General features: G+C 57.2%; 20 protein-coding genes. 9 read left to right on the top strand and 11 right to left on the bottom strand.

The window, feature by feature from the left end:
- Positions 1 to 68 precede the first annotated feature (68 nt).
- Positions 69 to 953 (top strand): type I methionyl aminopeptidase, encoded by an 885-nt coding sequence (gene map / locus ACEN2J_RS08995; RefSeq protein WP_442105121.1) that lies wholly within the window; start codon positions 69 to 71, stop codon positions 951 to 953.
- Positions 954 to 1106: 153 nt separating this feature from the next.
- On the top strand, positions 1107 to 2009 hold the full coding sequence (locus tag ACEN2J_RS08990; protein WP_442105120.1) for a porin: 903 nt from the start codon (positions 1107 to 1109) through the stop codon (positions 2007 to 2009).
- A gap of 59 nt (positions 2010 to 2068) precedes the next feature.
- Here ACEN2J_RS08990 and ACEN2J_RS08985 read toward each other — a convergent pair whose 3' ends face one another.
- The 3 genes from ACEN2J_RS08985 to ACEN2J_RS08975 are packed head-to-tail and all read right to left on the bottom strand — an operon-like array spanning position 2069 to position 4534.
- Entirely contained in the window at positions 2069 to 2722 is a 654-nt protein-coding gene (locus tag ACEN2J_RS08985; protein WP_442105118.1) for an HAD family hydrolase, read from the bottom strand.
- Positions 2723 to 2759: 37 nt separating this feature from the next.
- On the bottom strand, positions 2760 to 3332 hold the full coding sequence (gene rsmD / locus ACEN2J_RS08980; RefSeq protein WP_442105117.1) for a 16S rRNA (guanine(966)-N(2))-methyltransferase RsmD: 573 nt from the start codon (positions 3330 to 3332) through the stop codon (positions 2760 to 2762).
- Positions 3332 to 4534 carry an NAD(P)/FAD-dependent oxidoreductase gene (locus ACEN2J_RS08975; protein ID WP_442105115.1) on the bottom strand — a complete coding sequence of 401 codons (1203 nt, stop codon included), beginning with the start codon at positions 4532 to 4534 and terminating at the stop codon, positions 3332 to 3334. Before ACEN2J_RS08975 ends, rsmD begins: the two co-directional genes overlap by 1 nt.
- Before the next feature lie 105 nt (positions 4535 to 4639).
- Between ACEN2J_RS08975 and ACEN2J_RS08970 the strand changes: the two genes are divergently transcribed.
- Both ACEN2J_RS08970 and rnd read left to right on the top strand, forming a co-directional pair.
- Positions 4640 to 5128 carry a peroxiredoxin gene (locus ACEN2J_RS08970; RefSeq protein ID WP_442105113.1) on the top strand — a complete coding sequence of 163 codons (489 nt, stop codon included), beginning with the start codon at positions 4640 to 4642 and terminating at the stop codon, positions 5126 to 5128.
- Positions 5129 to 5257: 129 nt separating this feature from the next.
- Positions 5258 to 6415: a ribonuclease D gene (gene rnd / locus ACEN2J_RS08965; protein WP_442105111.1), complete on the top strand. Its 1158-nt coding sequence runs from the start codon at positions 5258 to 5260 to the stop codon at positions 6413 to 6415.
- 42 nt (positions 6416 to 6457) lie between these two features.
- On the opposite strand, the gene ACEN2J_RS08960 is transcribed toward rnd, so the two are convergent.
- The 5 genes from ACEN2J_RS08960 to ACEN2J_RS08940 form a co-directional block, all read right to left on the bottom strand.
- Positions 6458 to 6760, bottom strand: a complete 303-nt coding sequence (locus ACEN2J_RS08960; RefSeq protein WP_442105110.1) for a 4a-hydroxytetrahydrobiopterin dehydratase — start codon at positions 6758 to 6760, stop codon at positions 6458 to 6460.
- Positions 6761 to 6770: 10 nt separating this feature from the next.
- Positions 6771 to 7943: a GNAT family N-acetyltransferase gene (locus tag ACEN2J_RS08955; RefSeq protein ID WP_442105108.1), complete on the bottom strand. Its 1173-nt coding sequence runs from the start codon at positions 7941 to 7943 to the stop codon at positions 6771 to 6773.
- A 57-nt stretch (positions 7944 to 8000) separates the two neighbouring features.
- Complete coding sequence (locus tag ACEN2J_RS08950; protein WP_442105106.1) at positions 8001 to 8771, bottom strand: glycerophosphodiester phosphodiesterase family protein; 771 nt, start codon at positions 8769 to 8771, stop codon at positions 8001 to 8003.
- A 113-nt stretch (positions 8772 to 8884) separates the two neighbouring features.
- Entirely contained in the window at positions 8885 to 9346 is a 462-nt protein-coding gene (locus ACEN2J_RS08945; protein WP_442105104.1) for a RidA family protein, read from the bottom strand.
- A 420-nt stretch (positions 9347 to 9766) separates the two neighbouring features.
- Positions 9767 to 11974 (bottom strand): transglycosylase domain-containing protein, encoded by a 2208-nt coding sequence (locus ACEN2J_RS08940; RefSeq protein WP_442105102.1) that lies wholly within the window; start codon positions 11972 to 11974, stop codon positions 9767 to 9769.
- A gap of 267 nt (positions 11975 to 12241) precedes the next feature.
- On the opposite strand from ACEN2J_RS08940, the gene ACEN2J_RS08935 reads away from it, so the two are divergent.
- Complete coding sequence (locus ACEN2J_RS08935; RefSeq protein ID WP_442105101.1) at positions 12242 to 12580, top strand: P-II family nitrogen regulator; 339 nt, start codon at positions 12242 to 12244, stop codon at positions 12578 to 12580.
- Positions 12581 to 12602: 22 nt separating this feature from the next.
- Positions 12603 to 13919: an ammonium transporter gene (amt, locus tag ACEN2J_RS08930; protein ID WP_442105099.1), complete on the top strand. Its 1317-nt coding sequence runs from the start codon at positions 12603 to 12605 to the stop codon at positions 13917 to 13919.
- A 54-nt stretch (positions 13920 to 13973) separates the two neighbouring features.
- On the opposite strand, the gene ACEN2J_RS08925 is transcribed toward amt, so the two are convergent.
- Entirely contained in the window at positions 13974 to 15881 is a 1908-nt protein-coding gene (locus ACEN2J_RS08925) for a bifunctional 2',3'-cyclic-nucleotide 2'-phosphodiesterase/3'-nucleotidase (protein ID WP_442105097.1), read from the bottom strand.
- Between the two features lie 252 nt (positions 15882 to 16133).
- Here ACEN2J_RS08925 and nudC point away from each other — a divergent pair, with 252 nt between their 5' ends.
- Entirely contained in the window at positions 16134 to 17093 is a 960-nt protein-coding gene (gene nudC, locus ACEN2J_RS08920; protein WP_442105095.1) for an NAD(+) diphosphatase, read from the top strand.
- Between the two features lie 135 nt (positions 17094 to 17228).
- Positions 17229 to 17702 (top strand): SRPBCC family protein, encoded by a 474-nt coding sequence (locus ACEN2J_RS08915; RefSeq protein ID WP_442105094.1) that lies wholly within the window; start codon positions 17229 to 17231, stop codon positions 17700 to 17702.
- A gap of 42 nt (positions 17703 to 17744) precedes the next feature.
- Here ACEN2J_RS08915 and ACEN2J_RS08910 read toward each other — a convergent pair whose 3' ends face one another.
- On the bottom strand, positions 17745 to 18767 hold the full coding sequence (locus tag ACEN2J_RS08910) for an alpha/beta hydrolase family protein (protein ID WP_442105092.1): 1023 nt from the start codon (positions 18765 to 18767) through the stop codon (positions 17745 to 17747).
- 140 nt (positions 18768 to 18907) lie between these two features.
- Between ACEN2J_RS08910 and ACEN2J_RS08905 the strand changes: the two genes are divergently transcribed.
- Entirely contained in the window at positions 18908 to 19918 is a 1011-nt protein-coding gene (locus tag ACEN2J_RS08905) for a helix-turn-helix transcriptional regulator (protein ID WP_442105090.1), read from the top strand.
- Between the two features lie 66 nt (positions 19919 to 19984).
- On the opposite strand, the gene ACEN2J_RS08900 is transcribed toward ACEN2J_RS08905, so the two are convergent.
- Positions 19985 to 20815, bottom strand: coding sequence for a prephenate dehydratase (locus ACEN2J_RS08900; RefSeq protein ID WP_442105089.1), 831 nt, complete (start codon positions 20813 to 20815; stop codon positions 19985 to 19987).
- Positions 20816 to 20926 lie beyond the last annotated feature (111 nt).

The following is a 20926-nucleotide window of genomic DNA, read 5'->3' as shown; positions in this document are numbered from 1 at the left end:
ACACCCTCTGGCCATTTTGTCCCGATAAGCCTATTTTAGTGTAAATATATCAAGATGAGGCACGGGTTTTGGACGATACACGCGGACGGATGACAAAAGACGGCATTCGCATCTATGAAGATGCGGATTTCGCAGGCATGCGCGCGGCGGGTCAGGTTGCCGCCGAGATTTTGGATATGGTCGGCCCTTTGGTTGTGCCCGGTGCAACCACCGGTGCGCTAGATGCGTTCATTAACGCCGAAGTCGAGCGTCGCGGTGTTACCTCGGCCACGATCGGGTATCGGGGCTATCAACATGCGTCCTGTATTTCGGTGAACCATGTGGTGTGCCATGGCATTCCGGGGGCGAAAATTCCCAAGCGGGCCAATGATGTGCTGAAGGACGGTGATATTTTGAATATCGACGTTACGGTTATTCTGGACGGTTGGTTCGGCGATACCAGTCGGATGTATGTGGCAGGCACCGCAAAACCCTTTGCCCAACGCCTGATGAAGGTGACGCATGACAGCCTGATGCTGGGGATTGAGGCGGTAAAGCCGGGCAATACCTTTGGCGATATCGGCTATGCGATCCAGTCTTATGCGGAAAAGAATGGCCTGTCGGTGGTGCGTGATTTCTGTGGCCACGGCCTTGGCCGCGTGTTCCATGCGCCGCCAAACGTGCTGCATTACGCCAATTTCCGCAAAGATGCGCAGGGCAACAAAATTTCAACCCTGCGCCGTTCGGTCGAAGACAGGACTGCCGTGCTGGAAGAGGGTATGATTTTCACCATCGAGCCAATGATCAACATGGGCCGCCCCGAAACCGAGGTACTGTCGGATGAATGGACTGCGGTTACGCGCGATGGGAAACTAAGCGCCCAGTATGAACATTCTATCGGTGTCACTGCCACCGGCGCCGAGATTTTCACGAATTCACCGGGTGGAGTCTATAAGGCTGCGTTTGAGGCTTAAGGCCCGCGCGCGCCCTTTGGGCGGGTTAAGCGCGTGTTAAAATAGGCACTTTTAGTCGGTTTGAAGCATTTGTGTTCGCGCAGACTCTTGTTTCGTTTCGTGTCGTATGAGACTATTTCAGCATAAAAAGAATAACATCTTGAGGCGCGTAAAATGAAGAGCATCCTAATTTCCACCGCCGCTGTGGCGATGGCTTTGCCTGCCATGGTCGCAGCGCAAGCGTTGAACGGTACGGCTACGGTTGGCTATGGTTACAACGACGTGATGGGCGGATCGAACATTCACACCCCCAGCATTGATGGCCGTTTCGACTATGACAATGGCAACGCCTTGCACTTTGGTGGCGATATCTCGGGCCTTCGCGGCAGCGCCAACGGCCTTACCGGCAAAGTCAGCGCACTTGTCGGCGGTGTGAACGGCAAATACCAGTTTTCCAATGGCTTCAATCTGGGCGCTTATGGTGAACGTGCCAGCGTGGATGTGACGGGTCTGGCGGGCAATCGTTCGGTCAATTCCATTGGTCTGATGGGCGGCTACGATGTCGAAACGACAAAGGTTTCCGCCTTTTTTGGCAATAGCAAAACCAGCAAGGCCTTGGCGGCTGGCTCTAAAATGAAAGATTACGGCATCATGGGCCGTTTCACTGCGTCTGACCAACTGACACTTGGCGGGAGCTTGGCGCGCAGCACGGTTTCGGGCAGCGGTTCCTCGGCTGATCTGGATTTTGTTGGTATTGCAGGGGCCTACCGCATGGGCCAAAGCGTGACTGTGTTTGGTGGCCTGACCGATAGCAACCTTAGCACTCTGGGTAGCGTCACAACCTTTGGCCTTGGCGCAAGCTTTGATATGTCGTCCCATATGAGCGAAGGCACCAACGTGTCGGTAGAGCTTGCCCGCAGCAATGTGACGGGTGCAGGCCATATGAACTCGCTGCGCGTTGGCCTCAGCGTTCCGATTGGCTCTAGCTCGAACGCGATTCCGCTGAACAGCGTTGCCGATACGGCGATGAACCCACGGCATAACGCGCTTAGCTCGGCAATCTTGTCGGCGTTCTAAGTGCTAAATTAGCTGAAATTTGAAATTGGCCCGAAGCTTTTTGCTTGCGGGCCTTTTTCTTAGGTAATCAGCCCGATTTTAGCGGGAATGTCGCGCAAAGACCGGATCACTTCGGCACCTGTGGCCGCCAGGCGCGCGCCATCGTCATGCTCGGCCAGCCCAAGGCAGCGCATACCCGCGCGGGCCGCCCCTGTGCAACCTGTCGGGCTGTCATCAATCACCACACAGTCGGCAGGTTCAACGCCAAGCGCGCGGGCGGCATGCAGCCACAACCCCGGATCGGGTTTCGGGCACCCCAGCGCTTGGCCAGAATAAAGATGCCCCCGCAACCGCGCCATAACATCAGGATGCTGGCCCAAGGTAATCTGCATCTTTTGGTCTGATCCATTTGACCCCACCGCATAGGTGATCCCTGCCGAATCCAAGGTGTCCAGCACGTCAACCACGCCATCAATCAGCGCTGTGCCTTGCGCCAGCCGCGCATACATCCGCGCGTAGAAATCATCGACCCAGTTGTCGGGTAAATCGGCGCCAAGCCCGCGTGCCGCTGTAAACAGCCCGCCTATTGTGCCGCCAAGGAATTTTTGCTCCATCTCGGCGCGGGTCAGGTGCAGGCCATGCGCGGCCAGATCTTCGGCCAGCAGATCAAAAGCGGTGGCCTCGCTATCGACCAGTACACCGTCACAATCAAACAATATGGCTTTGGGGGTCATGTTGTGGCCTTTCGCCATTGGTTCATTTGGGGCCGCCTCACGCATGATGGGGTGCCCTAAGAATGGTGATAGTGGTATCGCCGTATTTGCGCGCATCCAGCTTTGCAAATTCCGCTGGCGGGGTAATGGCGGTGTTTTCCTCCCACACCACAACCGCGCCGGGCGCAATCCAATTGCCTTTGATTGCAGTACTTAGCGCGGCCTCACCCAGCTGTTTGCTATAGGGCGGGTCAAGGAAGACAAGCGTAAAAGGTGCGGCAGTATTGGGCGGCAGTTTTGTAGCATTCTGGCGTAGAACGGTGGCGGAAAGGCGGGTGATCTCAAGGTTGCGCTTTATCAAGGCCAATGCCGCCTTGCCATCATCGACCAGTGTTGCATGGGCCGCGCCTCGGCTTAACGCCTCAAGCGCCAGCGCGCCCGTGCCTGCAAACAAATCCAGCACCCGCGCGCCTGTCACAGGGTTCGGCCCGCCATCCAGCCGCCCGTTGATCAGCAGGTTAAACACTGCCTCACGCACGCGGTCAGAGGTGGGGCGCAAATGCGCCTCTGCATCGCCCTTGCCAATATCGGCCAGATGGGTGCCGCGATTGCTGCCGCCAATAATCCGCATTATTTCAACAGCGCCTTCAGCTCGGTTTCAGGGTCGGCAACCAGCGCAGTATCGGGCGATTTTCCCATGGCAAGCAAGCGCTTGGCCACCATAAAGGCGCGCGGGTCGTTCATCGCATCTACGGCCAGCAACTGCGCGCCTTTGTAATACCAGAACGACACCGCGCCATCCGTGCGCCGCGTGACGATACTGTCATATCCGGTATTCAGCCCTGCAATTTGCAGCTTGATGTCAAACTGATCCGACCAAAACCACGGTTCGGGCATATAGGCCTTATCCGCGCCCAAAATATTGGCGGCGATACACTCGGCTTGGTCAATTGCGTTGGGCACCGATTCCAGCCGCATCCGCCCAGCATGCGTAGGAAAACTGGCGCAATCCCCTGCCGCCCAGACATGCGGGGCCGAGGTGCGGCCAAAAGCATCGGTCGCAATCCCGTTGTCAATCGCAATGCCCGCCGCCTGTGCCAAGTTGGTGGCAGGCGTAATGCCCACACCGACAATCACGAAATCGGCAGGCAATTCGCGGCCATCGGTCAGGCGTGCGGCGGTCACATGGTCCTCGCCGATCAGCCGCTCTAACCCCGTTGCCTCTATAATCTTAACCCCATGCGCGGCGTGCAAATCACGGAAAAAATCCGAGGTTTCGGCCGAGGCCACGCGCTGCAAAATCCGCGGGGCCATTTCAACCACCGTCACATCCAGCCCCAGCTTGGCCGCAACGGCAGCGCCTTCCAGCCCGATATACCCGCCCCCGACAATCACCACACGTTTGCCTGCAGTGAAATAGGGCTGCATCGCGTCAACATCCGATAGGTCGCGCAAGGTAAATACGCCCGCCAAATCGCCGCCAATGCTGGCGGGCAGGCGGCGCGGCACCGACCCTGTGGTCAGCACCAAATCATCATAGGCTAGCACCTCATCGCCCAGGCGAAGCGTCTGTGCGGCGGTATCAATCGCATCAACGGGTTGCCCCATCCGCAAAGTGATGTTGTGTTCGGCATAAAATGCCTCGGGGCGCAGAAACAGCCGCTCAACCGGCATATCGCCCAGCAAATAGGCCTTGGACAAGGGCGGGCGCTGATAGGGTGGCAGGTGTTCCGCGCCGATTAGCGTGATCACCCCCGTATCGCCCAAGGCCCGTAGTTTGGCGACCAAAGACGCGCCGGCCTGACCGGCCCCAATCACAACTGTATGCTTCATTCTTGGCCCTTTACCGCTGCACCCGCGCAGATAAACACTGGTCGGGCAACCGCTGGCAGCCTATATCTGCCAGTGATGGAAACGCAACGCACGAGGTTTAACAACATGACGATTTCTGTAGGCGATACACTACCAGAAGCAAATTTGCTGCGTTTGGGCGACGCAGGGCCTGAACAAGTTAGCGTAGCGGATCTGACAAAAGGCCGCAAAGTGGTGATTTTTGCTGTGCCGGGCGCCTATACCCCTACCTGCCATTCGTCGCATGTGCCCAGCTTTATCCGCACCAAAGACGCCTTTGCCGCAAAAGGCGTGGATGAGGTGATCTGCGTGTCGGTAAACGACCCCTTTGTGATGAAGGCCTGGGGCGACGTGACGGGCGCTACCTCTGCTGGTATTACCATGCTGGCCGATGGGGCAGGGGCCTTTACCGCCGCACTTGATATGGCGTTTGACGCGCCGCCAGCAGGCTTGCTGGCACGCTCGAAACGCTATGCGCTGCTTGCCGAAAACGGCGTGGTAAAGGTTCTGCACCTTGAAGAAAGCCCTGGCGCTTGCGAAATCTCGGGTGGTGAGGCGCTTTTGGCCGCGATCTAAGGCTAAAATAATAGTTTGATGACAGGATAGCCCTGCGACTTTGCGTTGCAGGGCTTTCTTTTGCTGCATTGGCCCCCTATAGCAAAGTTGCGGGATGACCCCGTGCCAATAGCTTTCAGCAGGAACACGATGCGCACGATTACAACGACAGACGAGCTGGCCACCTTTTGTGAGGCCGCCAAACTTGAACCCTATGTAACAATCGACACCGAGTTTTTGCGCGAACGCACCTATTGGTCCAAGCTGTGTTTGATTCAAATGGCCCTGCCCGGCGACAAGGGCGATGCGGTATTGATCGATCCGATTGATGGGCCGGACATGTCAATGGAACCGCTGTATGACCTGTTTCGCCATGAGGCGACGGTCAAAGTGTTCCACGCCGCGCGGCAAGATCTGGAAATTTTCTTTGTCGAAGGCAACTGCTTTCCAACGCCACTGTTTGATACCCAGGTCGCTGCGATGGTTTGCGGTTTTGGTGAACAAGTTGGGTATGAAACTTTGGTTCGCAAAATCGCGCATCAACCGCTTGATAAAACCAGCCGCTTTACCGATTGGTCGCGCCGCCCGCTGACCGAGGCGCAAAAAACCTATGCGCTGGCCGATGTGACCCATCTGCGCGTGATCTATGAATTTCTGGCCAAACAGCTTGCCGAAAGCGACCGCCAGAAATGGGTTGAGGAAGAGCTGGGCGTGCTGACCGACCCCGAAACTTATACCGTGCGCCCGCATGAAGCGTGGCAGCGGATCAAAACCCGTACCAACTCGGGCCGATTCTTGGCGATTGTTAAAGAATTGGCAAAGTTTCGTGAGGAATACGCCCAAGGCAATAACGTGCCACGCAGCCGTGTGGTCAAAGATGACGCGCTGTTGGAGCTGGCCTCGACCAAGCCGACCAATGTCGAAGAGTTGGGCCGCTCGCGGTTGCTGTTGCGTGAGGCGCGGCGTGGAGAAATCGCGGATGGTCTGCTTGCGGCGGTAAAAGCCGGGGTAGAGGCCAAGCCCGAAGACCAACCCAAACCCGATACCAAAAAGGACCAAGTGCAGGTAAACCCCGCACTGGCCGATTTGCTGCGCGTGCTGCTGAAAGCAAAGTCTGAGGAGCTGGGCGTCGCGGCGAAACTGATTGCCTCGGCCGCAGATCTTGATCTGATTGCCGCGGGGCAGCGCAAGGTTCCGGCGTTGGCGGGCTGGCGGAATGAAGCCTTTGGCGAAGATGCTTTGCGCCTGTGCCGCGGTGAAATTGCCCTGTCGGCTAAAGGCAGCAACATCAAAGTTGTGCGCCTGTAAGCCAATGCTCTTAGGTATTTAAGCCAAGATGAAATGGCGGGGCTAGCTGGATGCTAGGCCGTCCATTTTGGTTGCCAGCTTGATGTCCAAATCGGATAAACCATCTACATCATGCGTGATAAGCGTGACTCTTACCGTTTTGTAAACGTTGGACCATTCAGGATGGTGGTCCCATTTTTCGGCCCACAGCGCTGCGCGTGTCATAAAGCCAAACGCCTCGATAAAATTGCGAAACTGAAAGGTTTTTGTGATGGCGTCACGGGTGGGGTGCAGTGCCCAACCGCTGGCCAACAGAGGCGTAAGTACGCTGCGGTCTTGTAATTTCAGGGTGGGGGTTTTGCTCATCTATGCCTCTTTAATCTTCGGATTGGATATGGCGAAAGGGGCCATAGCTGGTCAGAACGTCGATATCTTCGGTCACAGCATTGCGTTCAGCCGTAAGATATTCACCCACAGCGCGGGCGAAACCTTCATTCGCGATCCAATGCAGGGAATGCACAGGCACAGGCAAATAGCCACGGGCGAGCTTGTGGTCGCCTTGGGCGCCCGCCTCGACCTTTTGCAATCCATTGGCGATGGCCCAGTCGATCGCGCGGTAATAGCACAGTTCAAAATGCAGGCAGGGGTAATCGGCGGTACAACCCCAATACCGCCCGAAGAGCACATCGCGCCCAATGAAGTTTAGCGCGCCGGCAATGGGCGTGGTCCCGTCATAGGCCAGAACCAGTAAGATATCATTGCGCATCGTGTCGTGAAACGCGTCAAAGGCGGCGCGGGTCAGGTACGGCGTGCCCCATTTGCGCGCACCGGTATCTTGGTAAAACTGCCAAAACGCCTCCCAATGCGCGGGCTGAATATCGTCGCCCGTCAGGGTTTTGATCTCAAGCCCCGCGCCGTTGGCGGTTTGGCGCTCTTTGCGAATAGCTTTGCGTTTGCGCGAAGACAAGTCGGCCAGAAATCCGTCAAAGTCTGCATACCCATTGTTATGCCAGTGATATTGCTGCGTAATACGGTGCAGCAACCCCATGCCCTCTCCGCGCGTGGCCTCGTCCTCGGTGCAAAATGTAATATGGAGCGAGGACAGATTGTTTTGTTCGGCCACTTGAGTGGCGCCTGAAATCAGCGCGGCGGTGCCTTCGGCTTCATAGCCGGATAGCGTTAGAAAACGGCGGCCCGTAGCAGGGGTAAAGGGCACGGCGACCTGAAGCTTGGGGTAGTAATCGCCGCCCGCACGTTCGAACGCTTGCGCCCAGGCTTGGTCAAAAATGTATTCGCCTTGTGAATGTGATTTGGCGAACATCGGCATGGCAGCAATGGCTTGGCCGTCTTTGCGCGCCAGCAGCGGCCGCGCTTGCCAGCCCGAGCGCGCGCCAATTGACCCCGAGCTTTCCAAGGCTACAAAAAAACTATGCGTGGTGAACGGGTCAATCGGGCGACCGCTTGTGGCCTCTGGGCAGGCCAGCGCATCCCATTCCTGCGCCGGGATTTCGGCAAAACTGGCATGCAGTGTTATCTCAATCTCGGCCATGGCACAGTCCTGCATAGGTAATACACCAGAATTCACCTAAGGCCGTTGGCCCAAGTTTCAAGCTGGAAAGGGGGCGAGGTACTGTTCAAACGTTATGTTATTCGCATGCGCCCGGGCTGCGGCCTCGGCCTCGGGTGACGTGATGGTCCAACACAGTATCGCGGCCCCTTGATTGCGCAATTCGGCCACGCGCGGACGGTCCAAATCTTGCGCCTCATGTGAGATAAAGCAGGCTTTGGCGTGGTCGTAATCGGGAATTTCGCGCAAACGGTCACAGACCGCAGGGGCGATCGGCTGCCAATCGGCGGGGTCAAAAGACGAGGTCGTGATGCCGCGCGGCACGTTGGGCATGAGCCGCGCCATCACGATCACCGAGTTAGGGTTGAATGACATGATCGCCACTGGCCCGTCGTAATCGGCCAAAGCCTGCGCGGTGGCGTGTTCAAGTTTGCCATCGGTCGGGCCAAGCTCGCCTTGTTGGTCCTTCAGCTCGATCAACAATGGGACGCGGCCTGCAACCAGCTTTAACACTTGCTTTAGGCTGGGAATGTTTTCCCGCCCGCCCCGCAAAGGGATGTAGGATAGCTCGGTTGACGAGCGCTGGCTGATTGGGCCAGTTTCCATCGTCAGCCGGTCAAGTGTGTCGTCGTGAAACACCATGGCATGCCCATCGCGCGAAAGCTGCAGGTCGATCTCTATGGCGTAACCCGCGTCAATCGCCGCGCGAATGGCTGCGCGTGAATTTTCTGGACGGCCATCTGTGACATCATGCAAAGCACGGTGGGCGATTGGTTTGGTCAAAAAGTCGGGGTGTAGAGAAGTTGACATGAGATTTCGCTTTTTGTCGACAGGGGAGGGGGGCTGTCTGCCCCCAATACGGTTTTGGCGTCGCCAAAACCTTCCCCCCCGAGGATATTTTTAAACAGATGATGCCGTAGCGATCAGGCCGAGATCTCAAAGATACCTTCGATCTCTACAGCAACGCCCAGAGGCAAGGAGGCTGCCGAGACGGCCGAGCGCGCGTGGCGGCCTGCATCGCCCAAAATATCAACGAGGAAATCAGAGGCCCCGTTGATGACCTTGGGTTGATCGATGAAGTCAGCGGTCGAATTGACAAAGCCGGTCAGTTTTATCACCCGCTTGAGGCGCGAAAGATCGCCGCCACAGGCCGCATTCACCTGCGCAAGCAAGGAGATGGCACAGCGCTGTGCGGCTGCGGCACCGTCTTCGGCTGTCATCGTATCGCCTAGGCGGCCTTTGATCAGGCCATCAGGGCCTTGGCTGATTTGGCCCGATACATAAAGCGTGGTCCCATCCAAAACATAGGGCACGTAATTTGCGGCAGGGGCTGGGGCGTTTGGTAAAGTGATGCCGCGTTCGGCGAGGCGGGACAAAATCGTCATGCAGGGTCCTTTCAGTGTTTAGGCGAACCTATCCGTTTTTTACCGCATGGTGAAACGCAAAATGCATCGGGTCTCATTTTGGCCCCGTTTTCCGATGGTATCTTTGATCGGGGCTTGCCCGCGTGCGGGGTATATCCATGGTTTTGGTGTGGCTCTTTTTGTTGGCAGCAACTTTTGCCGACTTCAGAGTACGCAGAAGGCCAGTCCGAAATGGCCACGAAGTGACTTTAACAGGTAGGCCAGCGCAGTTGTCTTGGGGGCGTCACGGCCTGGCGTTCCGGTTCCGCTTGGCGCGCGGTGTCGGTGCGCGCGGTGCCGGTGCCGGTGATTGTCCGGTCCTCAAATCGGGGCCAAAGGCTTTCAAAAGCGCTAACGCTGCCATGTCTTTTGATTAGTCCTGAGGCACCCCTTCGCCGTAGGTTAGTTCCCGCCAAAAATGCCCAAAACCTCTTGCAAAATGCGCTCGGCAAGCGGGTCTTGTGGGGATGACACCGCGCCCGAGGGCTGTGTATCTTGGGGCTGCGGCTGGTAGTAGCTGGGGTCGGGCGCTTGTGTTTCGGTGCCGGGGGGCAGTCGTGGCTCTGGGATCAGCATCGGTAGCGGGCGTTCGGGCAGGCCCTCATGGACGCGCAGCATCACCTCATGCCAAATTTCGGCAGGTAAACCGCCGCCCGTCACACCTGCCAGCGGGGTGTTATCATCATAGCCCATCCACACGCCGGCCACATAATCGGCCGTGAAGCCAATGAACCATGCATCCCGCGCGGCCGAGGTTGTACCGGTTTTGCCAGCCGCCTGCCGGCTGCCCAGTTTGGCCCGCCCGCCAGTGCCTTCTTGCACCACCATATACATCATATAGGTCAGGTATTCTGCGGCTTGCTGCGAAATCACGCGCTCGCCAATGCCGCCATCTTGGCCCAGCAAGGGCACATTATCACCCTGCAGCCGCAAGTCGAGCAATCCATAAGGCCGCACCGAAGACCCGCCGTTCAAAATGCCCGCATAGGCGCCGGTCATCTCTAACAAGGTCGATTCCGACGCACCCAGTGCAAGGGCAGGGCCTGCCGCCAAATCGCTTTCAATCCCGAACTCGGACGCCACTTTGCGCACGACATCGCGGCCCATCGCCTCGGATATCCGCACGGCTGCCGTGTTCACCGATTCCTCTAACGCTTTGGTTAGGGTAATCAGGCCTAGATATTTCTTGGTATAGTTTTGCGGCGAATATGGCCCCGACCCTTTGATATTGATCGTCAAAGGTGTGTCCTCAACGTAATCGGCGGGGCTATAGCCCATGTCCATCGCGGCGGCATAGACAAAGGGCTTGAATGCCGAGCCGGTTTGACGCTTGGCCATCGTTGCGCGGTTGAAGCTGCCGGGAGGGGCCGCGTGCCGACCGCCAACCATAGCCCGAACCGCGCCATCCGCCGACATCACAATCACGGCGGCTTCGGTTTTTGATCCATCCCGCAGCTTGTTGTCCAACACCGCATGCATCGCCGACTCGGCTGCGGCTTGCAGCTTTTGGTCCAGCGTGGTGCGCATAATCACATCTTCGGTGGTGTCCTTGGTCAGGAAATTCGGGCCTTCGCCCATCACCCAATCGGCGAAATAACCGCCAGCGCGGGCCTCGGCGGCCTTGGATAGCGTGGCCGGGTTGCGCAAAGCGGCCTCATGCTCGGCCATCGTCAGATAGCCTTGCTCTTGCATCAGGTCCAACACCACCGCTGCCCGGTCTTGGGCGCGCTTCAGGTTGTTGGTCGGCGCATAGGTTGATGGGGCCTTCAACAGCCCTGCCAGCATAGCGCCCTCGGCGGCGTCCACCACATTCGCGGATTTGCCGAAATAGCGTTGGGCCGCGGCCTCAAACCCGCGCGCGCCTGCACCCAGATAGGCGCGGTTAAAGTAGATCGTCAGGATCTCTTCCTTGGTATATTTCACCTCAAGCGCCAGCGCGAAGGGCACCTCGCGGATTTTGCGCACGATGCCACCTTGGCGACAGTCGCTCTCGTAATCGGCCTCGGTTTTCCACGTGGTCGCGTCATATGGCACGCCGAGGCACAGCAGTTTCGCCACCTGCTGCGTGATTGTTGACCCGCCGTTACCCGACAAAGGCCCGCGCCCTTCGCGTAAGTTAATGCGAATGGCCGAGGCGATGCCGCGCGGCGACAGGCCGAAGTGCCCGTAGAACCGCTTGTCCTCGGTCGCGACAACTGCGTCATGCAAGTATTTCGATACGGTTTCCGCCGTTGTCGATCCGCCAAAGGTTTCGCCGCGCCAGGCAAATACCTTTTCATTGCGGTCCAGCAAGGTAACAGACCCACGCGCCCGCGCATCCAACATATCGCCCACAGGCGGCAGTTGCGCGTAAAAGTAAAACACGACCAGTGCCAAAATAAGGGCGCCCACCGCCCCAATCCGCCAAGCAAAACCCCAGATCATGCGCCAGATCAGGCTAATAAGCGCCGCAATCCAACCAGAAATGCCGCGTCGCGCTGTCCTTTGTCGCGCCGCCGGTTTGCGTGCAGCCTTGGTTTTCGGAGGTGGTGCCGCCTTTTTACCCTCAGCAGGTGTCTTATAGCGTCTATCCGCCACCAAGGGAGAGGGCCGTTTGCCTGATTTACTCATCTGCACTGCTTCCGCGTTTTCACGTTTTATTGGCGATAGAATAGCCTGCCTAAGACTCATTGTGAAAGCCTTAACGCGGCCTTACCTGACTCCATTTCCGCCCATTATTTGGGCAAATATTAAATAAAGTGCAAAAATTGTGCAATATTGTTGAATCTGCCCTGTAAAAGGCAGCGTGGAACCTTGTGCTGCACCTGCAAAATAAGGCCCTTGGAACCAGAGAAAGCCGGGCGCTTGCCGGGTAGGTACAAGGAAAAGGGGAAACGCGTGAAACTGATTATCGCAGCAATCAAACCGTTCAAGCTTGAGGAGGTCCGCGAGGCGCTGACCACTCTGGGCGTTCGGGGCATGATGGTGACTGAAATAAAAGGCTTTGGCTCGCAGTCCGGCCATACCGAGATTTACCGTGGCGCCGAATATGCCGTGAACTTCGTGCCGAAAATGCGGCTTGAAATTGTCGTGCCAGACAACCTTGCCGATGCCGCCGTGGAAACGATCGCGACAACGGCGAAAACCGGCAAAATCGGTGATGGCAAAATTTTTGTGCTGGACGTCAGCCAAGCCCTGCGCGTGCGCACCGGCGAAACCAATGATGACGCGCTTTAAGCAGCGGGGGAAGGAAATCATGATGAATAAGAAATCAATTCTTGGTCTAGCAGTGCTTGGCACTGTGGCGGCCGTGCCTGTTTGGGCACAAGAGGCGGCAGCGGTCGTCGAGGCGGCTCCAGTCGTTAACAACGCGTTTATCTTTAACACTTTGCTGTTCCTGATTGGCGGCTTTTTGGTGTTCTGGATGGCCGCAGGCTTTGCCATGCTGGAAGCTGGCCTTGTCCGCTCGAAAAACGTGACCATGCAGTTGACCAAAAACATCGCGCTCTTTGCTGTGGCGTCTTTGATGTACTGGCTGGTTGGCTACAACTTGATGTACCCGGGCGATGCTTGGACCGTTGCAGGTGTGATCGGTGGCTTTAGCCCCGCTGTCATTCAAGGCGATATCCCGGCCGATGCAGCCTATGCCACCGGTTCGGATTTCTTCTTTCAGTTGATGTTCTGCGCGACCACCGCTTCGATCGTTTCGGGCACTTTGGCCGAGCGTATCAAACTGTGGCCTTTCATGATCTTTACCGTGGTTCTGACCGGCCTGATGTACCCTATCGAGGCATCTTGGCAGTGGGGCGGCGGCTGGTTGTCGGCTGCAGGCTTTAGCGACTTTGCAGGCTCGACACTGGTTCACGCCGCAGGTGGTGCAGCCGCCTTGGCAGGTGCTTTGATCCTGGGCCCACGTATCGGTAAATTCGGCAAAGACGGCCGTGTTCACCCAATGCCCGGTTCCAACTTGCCGCTTGCCACCTTGGGGACATTCGTTCTGTGGTTGGGTTGGTTCGGCTTTAACGGCGCGTCCCAGCTTGCTTTGGGCACCGAAGCCGATGCCAATGCTGTTGCGATCATCTTTGCAAACACCAACATGGCAGCTGCTGCCGGTGCTATCGCTGCGATGGTCCTGACCCAAATCATGTACAAAAAGGTCGATTTGACCATGCTGCTGAACGGTGCTTTGGCTGGCTTGGTTGCTATCACCGCAGGCCCGCTTGACCCAACACTGTTTGGTGCAATCTGGATCGGTGCTATCGGCGGTATCATCGCTGTGGTTGTTGTGCCCATGCTCGACAAAGCCAAAATCGATGACGTGGTCGGCGCTATTCCCGTTCACTTGGTTGCAGGTTTCTGGGGTACTATGGCGGTGCCATTCTACACCGAAGGCACAACCTTTGCGGCACAAGCCCTTGGTTTTGCAGCAGTTGCCGGCTTCATGTTCGTTGTCTCGGCCATCGTTTGGACTGTGCTGAAGGTGACCATGGGTCTGCGCCCAAGCGAAGAAGATGAGATCATGGGCTTGGACAAAGCCGAGCTGGGCCTGGAAGCCTACCCCGAGTTCCGCGCCTGATCTTGCGCTAAAAACACGAAAAGCCCGGGCCGCAATGCCCGGGCTTTTTGCATGTTAGCCGTGCAGCCGATACTGGCCAAACCCAGTTTCGGTTATGCCCAAAGGCTCTACCGAAACATCCCCCAGATCGCGCAAGAACTGCACCGCCTCGGGCGAGGTTTCAAACACAAAGCTGGTATCTGGCATCGACGCCAACCGCCAGTTTTGCACTGGCTTGGGATCCAACGGCGAGGCGCTTGCGATCTCGTTCAACAAAATGTTGCGGATCGTGACCGGCGCTTCATAGACCATTTGCAAAACCCGCTGCGCGCTTAACGCGGCATTCAAGCTGGCGCGATAATTGTTCGTGGCGACAATAAACTCGGCCGCCATATCCACAGGGTCACCGTTATAGCGCAGGTTGCGAATGCGCTGTGCCTTTGGGTCTTGCAGCTCTGCTGCGGTGGAATAGCGGGCAGGTTGCGTCGGGTCTATTTCATAGGTCAGACCAAGGATTATATCGAATTGATAGGACGGAAAGCTCTCATTCAACAAAGGCTGATCGTGCTTGCCCAGCTCTACGCGGTGAAACAGCGCCGCCGATCGCTCTAACCATTCCACGATGTCGGCGCCGCTGACGCGCACAGCGCAGATCGTGTTGGGAAAGCAATACATATCCGCGACCGAACGCTGATACATCGGGCCAGCCGCGATATTTGTATAGTTGTTCGGCCCCGCCCAGCCCCCTACCTTAAACGGCGCTGCCGCCGATAGCAGGGGCAGCGCGGCATGTTCGGTGCCTTCCAGCCTTGTTGCCATGAACCGGCGCTGGGCCTCGCAGATCAGCTGCACCGAGGGGCAATCCTTGATCAATGCGAAATAGCTGTGCAGTGGCGCGCGGGTTTGCCCCACGGCAAAGCGCATATAATCTAGCGTTGCCTCATGGTCATTGCGCACCACATTCAAAATGCGCGGCACCGATTTCACCAAGGGGTGGACCCCCGCAGCATCGGCTTTTGCAATCGGTAGAACCTGCGACTGCCCATCCAGCACCACCCACGCGCCGCCCTCGCGCTGCAAGGTCAGATCAATCACCCCAAGGTGCGATCCGCCAGTGCCTGCCATTGTCGCGGGTGTGCCGTCAATCGTGCCGCGCACAGCATCCACGCCCACCATGCCCGCGAATTTGGGCGATGGAAACAGCATATGCATATGCCCTGTCACCAGCGCATCAATCCCTGCCAATCGTGCCAAAGGGCGGGCCGCGTTTTCCATGCCGTCATAATGCTGTGCCTCGGCAATGCCTGTGTGGGCCAGCGCCACGATAATATCTGCCCCCGCCTCTTTCATCTCGGGGATCAGGGCGGCCGCCGTTTCAACCATGTCACGCGATTGAATTGCCCCGCGTAAAACCGACGCATCCCAAGTCACGATCTGCGGCGGCAACAGCCCCAGCACCCCAATCCGAATGGCGTGGTACACGCCCGCCCCGTCACGTATCTTGCGGTCCAGCATGACATAGGGCGGCAACAACCGCGTGTCGCGGCGGGCATCAGGCCCTTTTTTTACCAATGCATTGGCGCAAACAAAGGGGAAGTTGCTGCGCCCAAGGGCGGCCATCAAAAACGGCAGGCCATAATTGAACTCATGGTTGCCAATCGCTGCTGCATCATACTGCAACGCGTTCATCGCGGCGACAATCGGGTGTAAATCACCATCCCGTAGTCCGCGATCATAGGCCATATAGTCGCCCAAGGCGCTGCCTTGCAGCCAGTCACCATTGTCAAGCAAAACCGTATTGTCGGCCCCGGCGCGCAAGGCATCGACCAGCGCCGCCGTCCGTGCAAGGCCGACACCCTCAACCGTGCGGTCAGCATAATAATCATATGGGACAATTTGGGCGTGCAAATCTGTCGTCTGCAAAATGCGTAGTTGCGCTACTCCTGCCGAGGGGAGGCCTGATAAACGAGGTGATTCAATCAATACTAGTATTCCAGTTTTCGTCAGTTTGCCGTGTTAGTCTTTGGACTTGAATAGAAAAATGTCATACATTTGCAAGGGTGATCTGCCAAAAACTGACGGTGCGTTCAATTTTAATTCGCCCCTGAGTTGTTTTTGCCGATGCGCGCTCAATTCCATCGCCCAAAGTCTAATGATTGCCTAGACAGCCGACACATGGCATCAAGTCGTAAACGGGCCGATCCTTTGGTCAAACCGATGTTACAAGGCGAAAATATGACCCACGCAGATGTTGAAATGGCCTTTGCAGGCTCTGGTTTGAACCGTGCCGCCGAGCTGCGCAGTGACGCCGACAAAATGGCGCAGCTTTTGGCCAATGGTGGCCAAGTTCTGCCTGTGTGGCGTGGCAAGCCTTTGGTTGTAAATGGCGCCGATCTGGGTTGGATGCCTGCGGGGCATCCGGTTTTGGCGCATGGGGCAGAGCCTGTGTTTTTAGGGCTTGATGAGGGTATCGCCCGCTTTGCCCAAGATATTTCGGATTGGTCACCCGAGGCTGGGGCCGAAGCCGTCGAGGCGGGCTTCTTTGATGGCTCGGCTCAATTTCACCCCAGCCTGCCCGACACCCACGCCTTTGTGGAACTTCGCGGCATTATGACTCAGCTTTCCCCGCGCGCGGCGGAATTGGTGGCGACGGCCAAAGCGGTTTTGCATTGGCACCGCAGCCACCGCTTTTGCGCCGTTTGTGGCGCGCAATCCGCCCCGATCAACGCAGGCTGGCAACGCGCCTGCGGCACCTGCGCCGCCCAGCATTTCCCGCGCACCGATCCGGTTGTCATCATGCTTATCCAGCACGGCAATTCGGTGCTGCTTGGCCGCTCGCCTGCGTGGCCCGAGGGGATGTATTCCTGCCTTGCGGGTTTTATTGAACCCGGCGAAACGGTTGAGGCCGCAGTGCGCCGCGAAGTGTTAGAGGAAACTGGCGTCAGTGTTGGCGATGTGCGCTATGTTGCCAGCCAGCCGTGGCCCTTTCCTGCGTCTTTGATGATGGGCCTGATTGGTGACGCTACCAGTGACAAAATTACCATCGACCCGCATGAGCTTGAATCCGCGCTGTGGGTTACGCGTGAAGAGATGATGGATGTAATGGCGGGCCTGCACCCCACGATAAACCCCGCCCGTAAAGGCGCGATTGCGCATCATTTGATTACCCTTTGGCTTGCTGGAAAAATAGAGTAATGGGCCATACTGTATAAAAACTGTGCAATGCGTCACATCGGCGGTCGATGTGACGTGAAAAAGCTGTACTGCGGGCGGTAAGCCTCTAAAAATCGCCTGCAACGCTGGCGTGCGGTCAAACGAAAAGGAACTTGCATGAAACTAACCGCGCATGAAAATATCGAGGCCCCGGTTGGTTTTGTGAACGCCTACCTGACGGATTTTGAATTCTGGGAACGCTCGGCGATGCGGCGCGGCGCAGAGGTCGTGCGGCTTGATCATATGCGCCAGCCCGGCGCGGGGATGGAGTGGCGCATAGGTTTTCTGTATCACAGCAAAAAGCGTAGCGTCGAGCTTAAGCTGTTGAAGTTTGAGCCAGAACACGCTTTGGAATTTGATTGCATGGCCCAGCCTGCCGAGGGGATTCTGGGCATTGAACTGGCCGAAATGGGCCCTCACCGCACCCGCGTGTCGGTTCATCTAGAGATAAAGCCCCGCACCATGGCCGCGCGATTGTTTTTGCAATCTCTAAAGCTGGCCAAAGGCAAGGTGACCCGACGGTTTGCAATTCGTTTGGCCCAAACCAGCGCAGATATCGAAGATCGTTACCGCCAAGAGACCAAGGCCTAAACGGGCTGTCGGGGGGGAGGGCTTTCTCCACCCCGACACGTCTTATAGCCCTGCGAAAAAGGCATCAACCGCATCTGCGACCAAAGCATGGTCGGCGGCGCGCTCTTCTAAGCCCTTTTCGCACACAAAGGCATCATCGGGTTCTTCTTCCTTTAACAGCTCCAACCCTTGCGCGGTGCACAGCCCCAAAAAGTCGAAATGCGCAAGGCTGGCGGGTTCCAGATACGGCGTGCCTTTGGGCAGTTTGGCCACCAACGCCCGCGATTCCACATCCAGATCCAGCCCGTGGATGTTATCCGGTGCGCCAATGACCAATAAAGGCCGCGCGATCGCCGCAAGGCTGGCCGCTGAAAAGCTTTGCGTGCCGCCCAAGTCGAACACCGCAAACCCCGCGATCCGTGGGTCCGACAAATCGGCCTGCATCTGCGCCCGATCGTCCGGCGTTTTGGCCACATCCCAGCCGTCGAAAATTCCGCACACCAACTCGTCCACATGCCCCGTACAAAACGCATCGAACGTTGCGGAATCAAATCGTGCGCCTGCCAGTTCCATCGCTGTAAACCCGCCCAAGCTATGGCCCGCCATGAAAATATGCTCCGGTTCAACGGCCGCCCCAATGCCTGCGCCACCCAGCACAAAATCGATCACGCGTGAGATGTCTTTTGGCCGTTCCCACAGCATCCGCCGCTGATCAGGGTCTTTGTTGAAACTCGACGTGCCAGGATGATTCACCGCCGCCACAACATAGCCCTTGGCCACCAGCGCCTGCGCCAGCCACGCCTGATTGTTGGCATTGCCAAACATCCCATGCGAAAATACCACCAGCGGGTGCGGCCCCGCCACGATCGGTGCGTCTTTTATGACCGACAGGTCTTGCCACACCTGGTTGCCATGTGCGCCCACGGCCCCATCGGCCTGTGCAGTTGGATACCAGACATAGCCATCCAAGGGCCTGTCGCCCGCGATCTGAAAATCTGCCATGCCTGTATGCTCGGGATCTGCGGCCCAAAGCACATTGCCAAACCCCATTAGCGCCAAACTTGTAATTGCCATCTTGTATTTCATGTCGGTAGCTCCGATTGTGTGTCTATGGCTTTCACATCCTTCAGTACCCCAAACAAAACAACAGGTTGGCTCCTGTTTGGCTGTCCTGAAACAGGATCAAGGACAGGTCAAACCGGATATAGGACAGGGTTGTCCCCGAAATGATGGTTTTTCCGCTGCCGATCCTGACCTTTTTGCTGGCCACCGTTGCAGGCGCGCTGCTGTGGCGGGTTGATTTTGGGCAACCGCGCGCGCGCCACCTGTTTGCGGGCTTTTTCGGCATTGTTGCGGTGGGTGCTTTGCTGGTGGGGCTGCGCTTTGGCTATGGCATCCATGCGCTGATCCCGCTGCAACGGGCGCTGCCGCTGTTTGGCGGCCCGCTGTTGTATCTTGGCTTTGCCAGCCTGACACCAGCGGCCAAACACCAAATCCCACTACACCTCGGCTTTGCCGCAGGGCTTGCAATTGCCATGCAAACCTTTGGCTGGAGCTTGCTCGACGGTACCATCGCGGCCAGCTATGCGTGCTATAGCGCTGCCATCCTTTGGCTTTGGCGCAAAGGCCCGAACCACCTCATCCATGCGCGGCTGGAACTTGCCCCCAGCCTGCACCGCTGGATGCTCTGGGCTGCGGGCTTTCTGATCGCGATGTTGCTGATTGATACCACCATTGCAGTCAGCTTTGCCCTGCGCCGGAATGAGGAGGCGGTGCAGATTATTTCCTATGGGTCTGTCGGGCTGATCGCGCTGATGATTGCGGCGATTGTCACCGCAGGGTCGCTGGCGCAGGCACGACCAGCCCCCCAAGCCGCAAGCCCCAGCGACGAAAACCAACTTGAACAGGCCGCGCATGATTTTCTAATCGAATCGCAGCTTTATCTTGATACTGGCCTGACTATCGAGCGCCTTGCCAAACGGCTGCATGTGCCGATGCGCAACCTGTCGGCGGCGATCAACCAAAGCAAGGGCATGAATATCTCGCAATATGTGAACGGCTTTCGGCTCGATCATGCGGCAAAACTCTTGCGCGAGTCGCAAACCAGCGTGACCGATATCGCCACCCAATCCGGCTTTTTGACACGCTCCAATTTTTACCGCGAATTTCAACGCAGATACGGAAAATCGCCAGCGGCCTATCGGCAGGCGCCACCCGATACGCATGGCCCAACCTAAGCGTCTTCACCCGTTTTTGATCAGTGATTGAGGCTCTGGCGCGTGACGACAGATCAATCCCGCCGTTCAATCCCGTCGTGGATCGGCAGGATAAACCCCCAAAATGTCACGTTCAGAGGTGAAATACTTCAACTCATCCAGCGCCAGCTTTACGTTCGGGTCCTCGGGGTGGCCCTCGATATCAGCATAAAATTCGGTCGCGGTGAACGAGCCGCCAACCATATAGCTTTCCAGCTTGGTCATGTTCACGCCATTCGTCGCAAACCCACCCATCGCTTTGTACAGCGCTGCCGGAATGTTGCGAACGCGGAATGTGAAGGTCGTCATCATTTTGCTCGCGCGGCGCGAATGATCGGCCTCGCGTGACATCACAAGGAATCGGGTCGTGTTATTCGATTGGTCTTCGATTTTGCTGGCCAAAACATCCAAACCGTAAATCTCGCCCGCCAGTTCAGACGCCAGCGCCCCCATCGAAGGTTCGCCCTTCTCGGCCACAATCTTGGCTGAACCGGCGGTATCGGCACCCGTCACGGCCGTGATAGAATGGCTTTTCAAAAAGTCGCGGCATTGGCCCAACAAAACCGTGTGGCTCATCGCGCGCTTTACGTCGGAAATCTTGGCCCCCGGAATGGCGAGCAAGCTGATATGCACCCGAACAAAGGCCTCATCTATGATCCTCAGGCCCGAACCGGGCAAAAGCGTGTGAATATCGGCCACGCGCCCGTAGGTCGAGTTTTCGACGGGCAGCATCGCCAGATCAACCTCACCTGACCGGCAGGCATCAATAGCGTCTTCAAAGGTGCGGCAGGGAACGGCCTCCATGTCTGGGCGGGCCTGACGGCATGCTTCGTGCGAATAGGCGCCCAATTCCCCCTGAAAGGCGATACGTCCGGTCATTTTAGGCAATCTCCGTCGATTAATTCGATATCAGGGCATTTGGTCGCGCTACTATACCTTGAAACTTGGCAGGGGAAGCGGTTAGAAGCGATCAAAGTGAACGCTGATGCG

Source organism: Pseudorhodobacter sp. W20_MBD10_FR17, assembly GCF_052119765.1.
Lineage (GTDB): Bacteria > Pseudomonadota > Alphaproteobacteria > Rhodobacterales > Rhodobacteraceae > Pseudorhodobacter.
The sequence above is the reverse complement of the archived record's forward strand: the minus strand, read 5'-3'. Positions and strand labels throughout refer to the sequence as shown.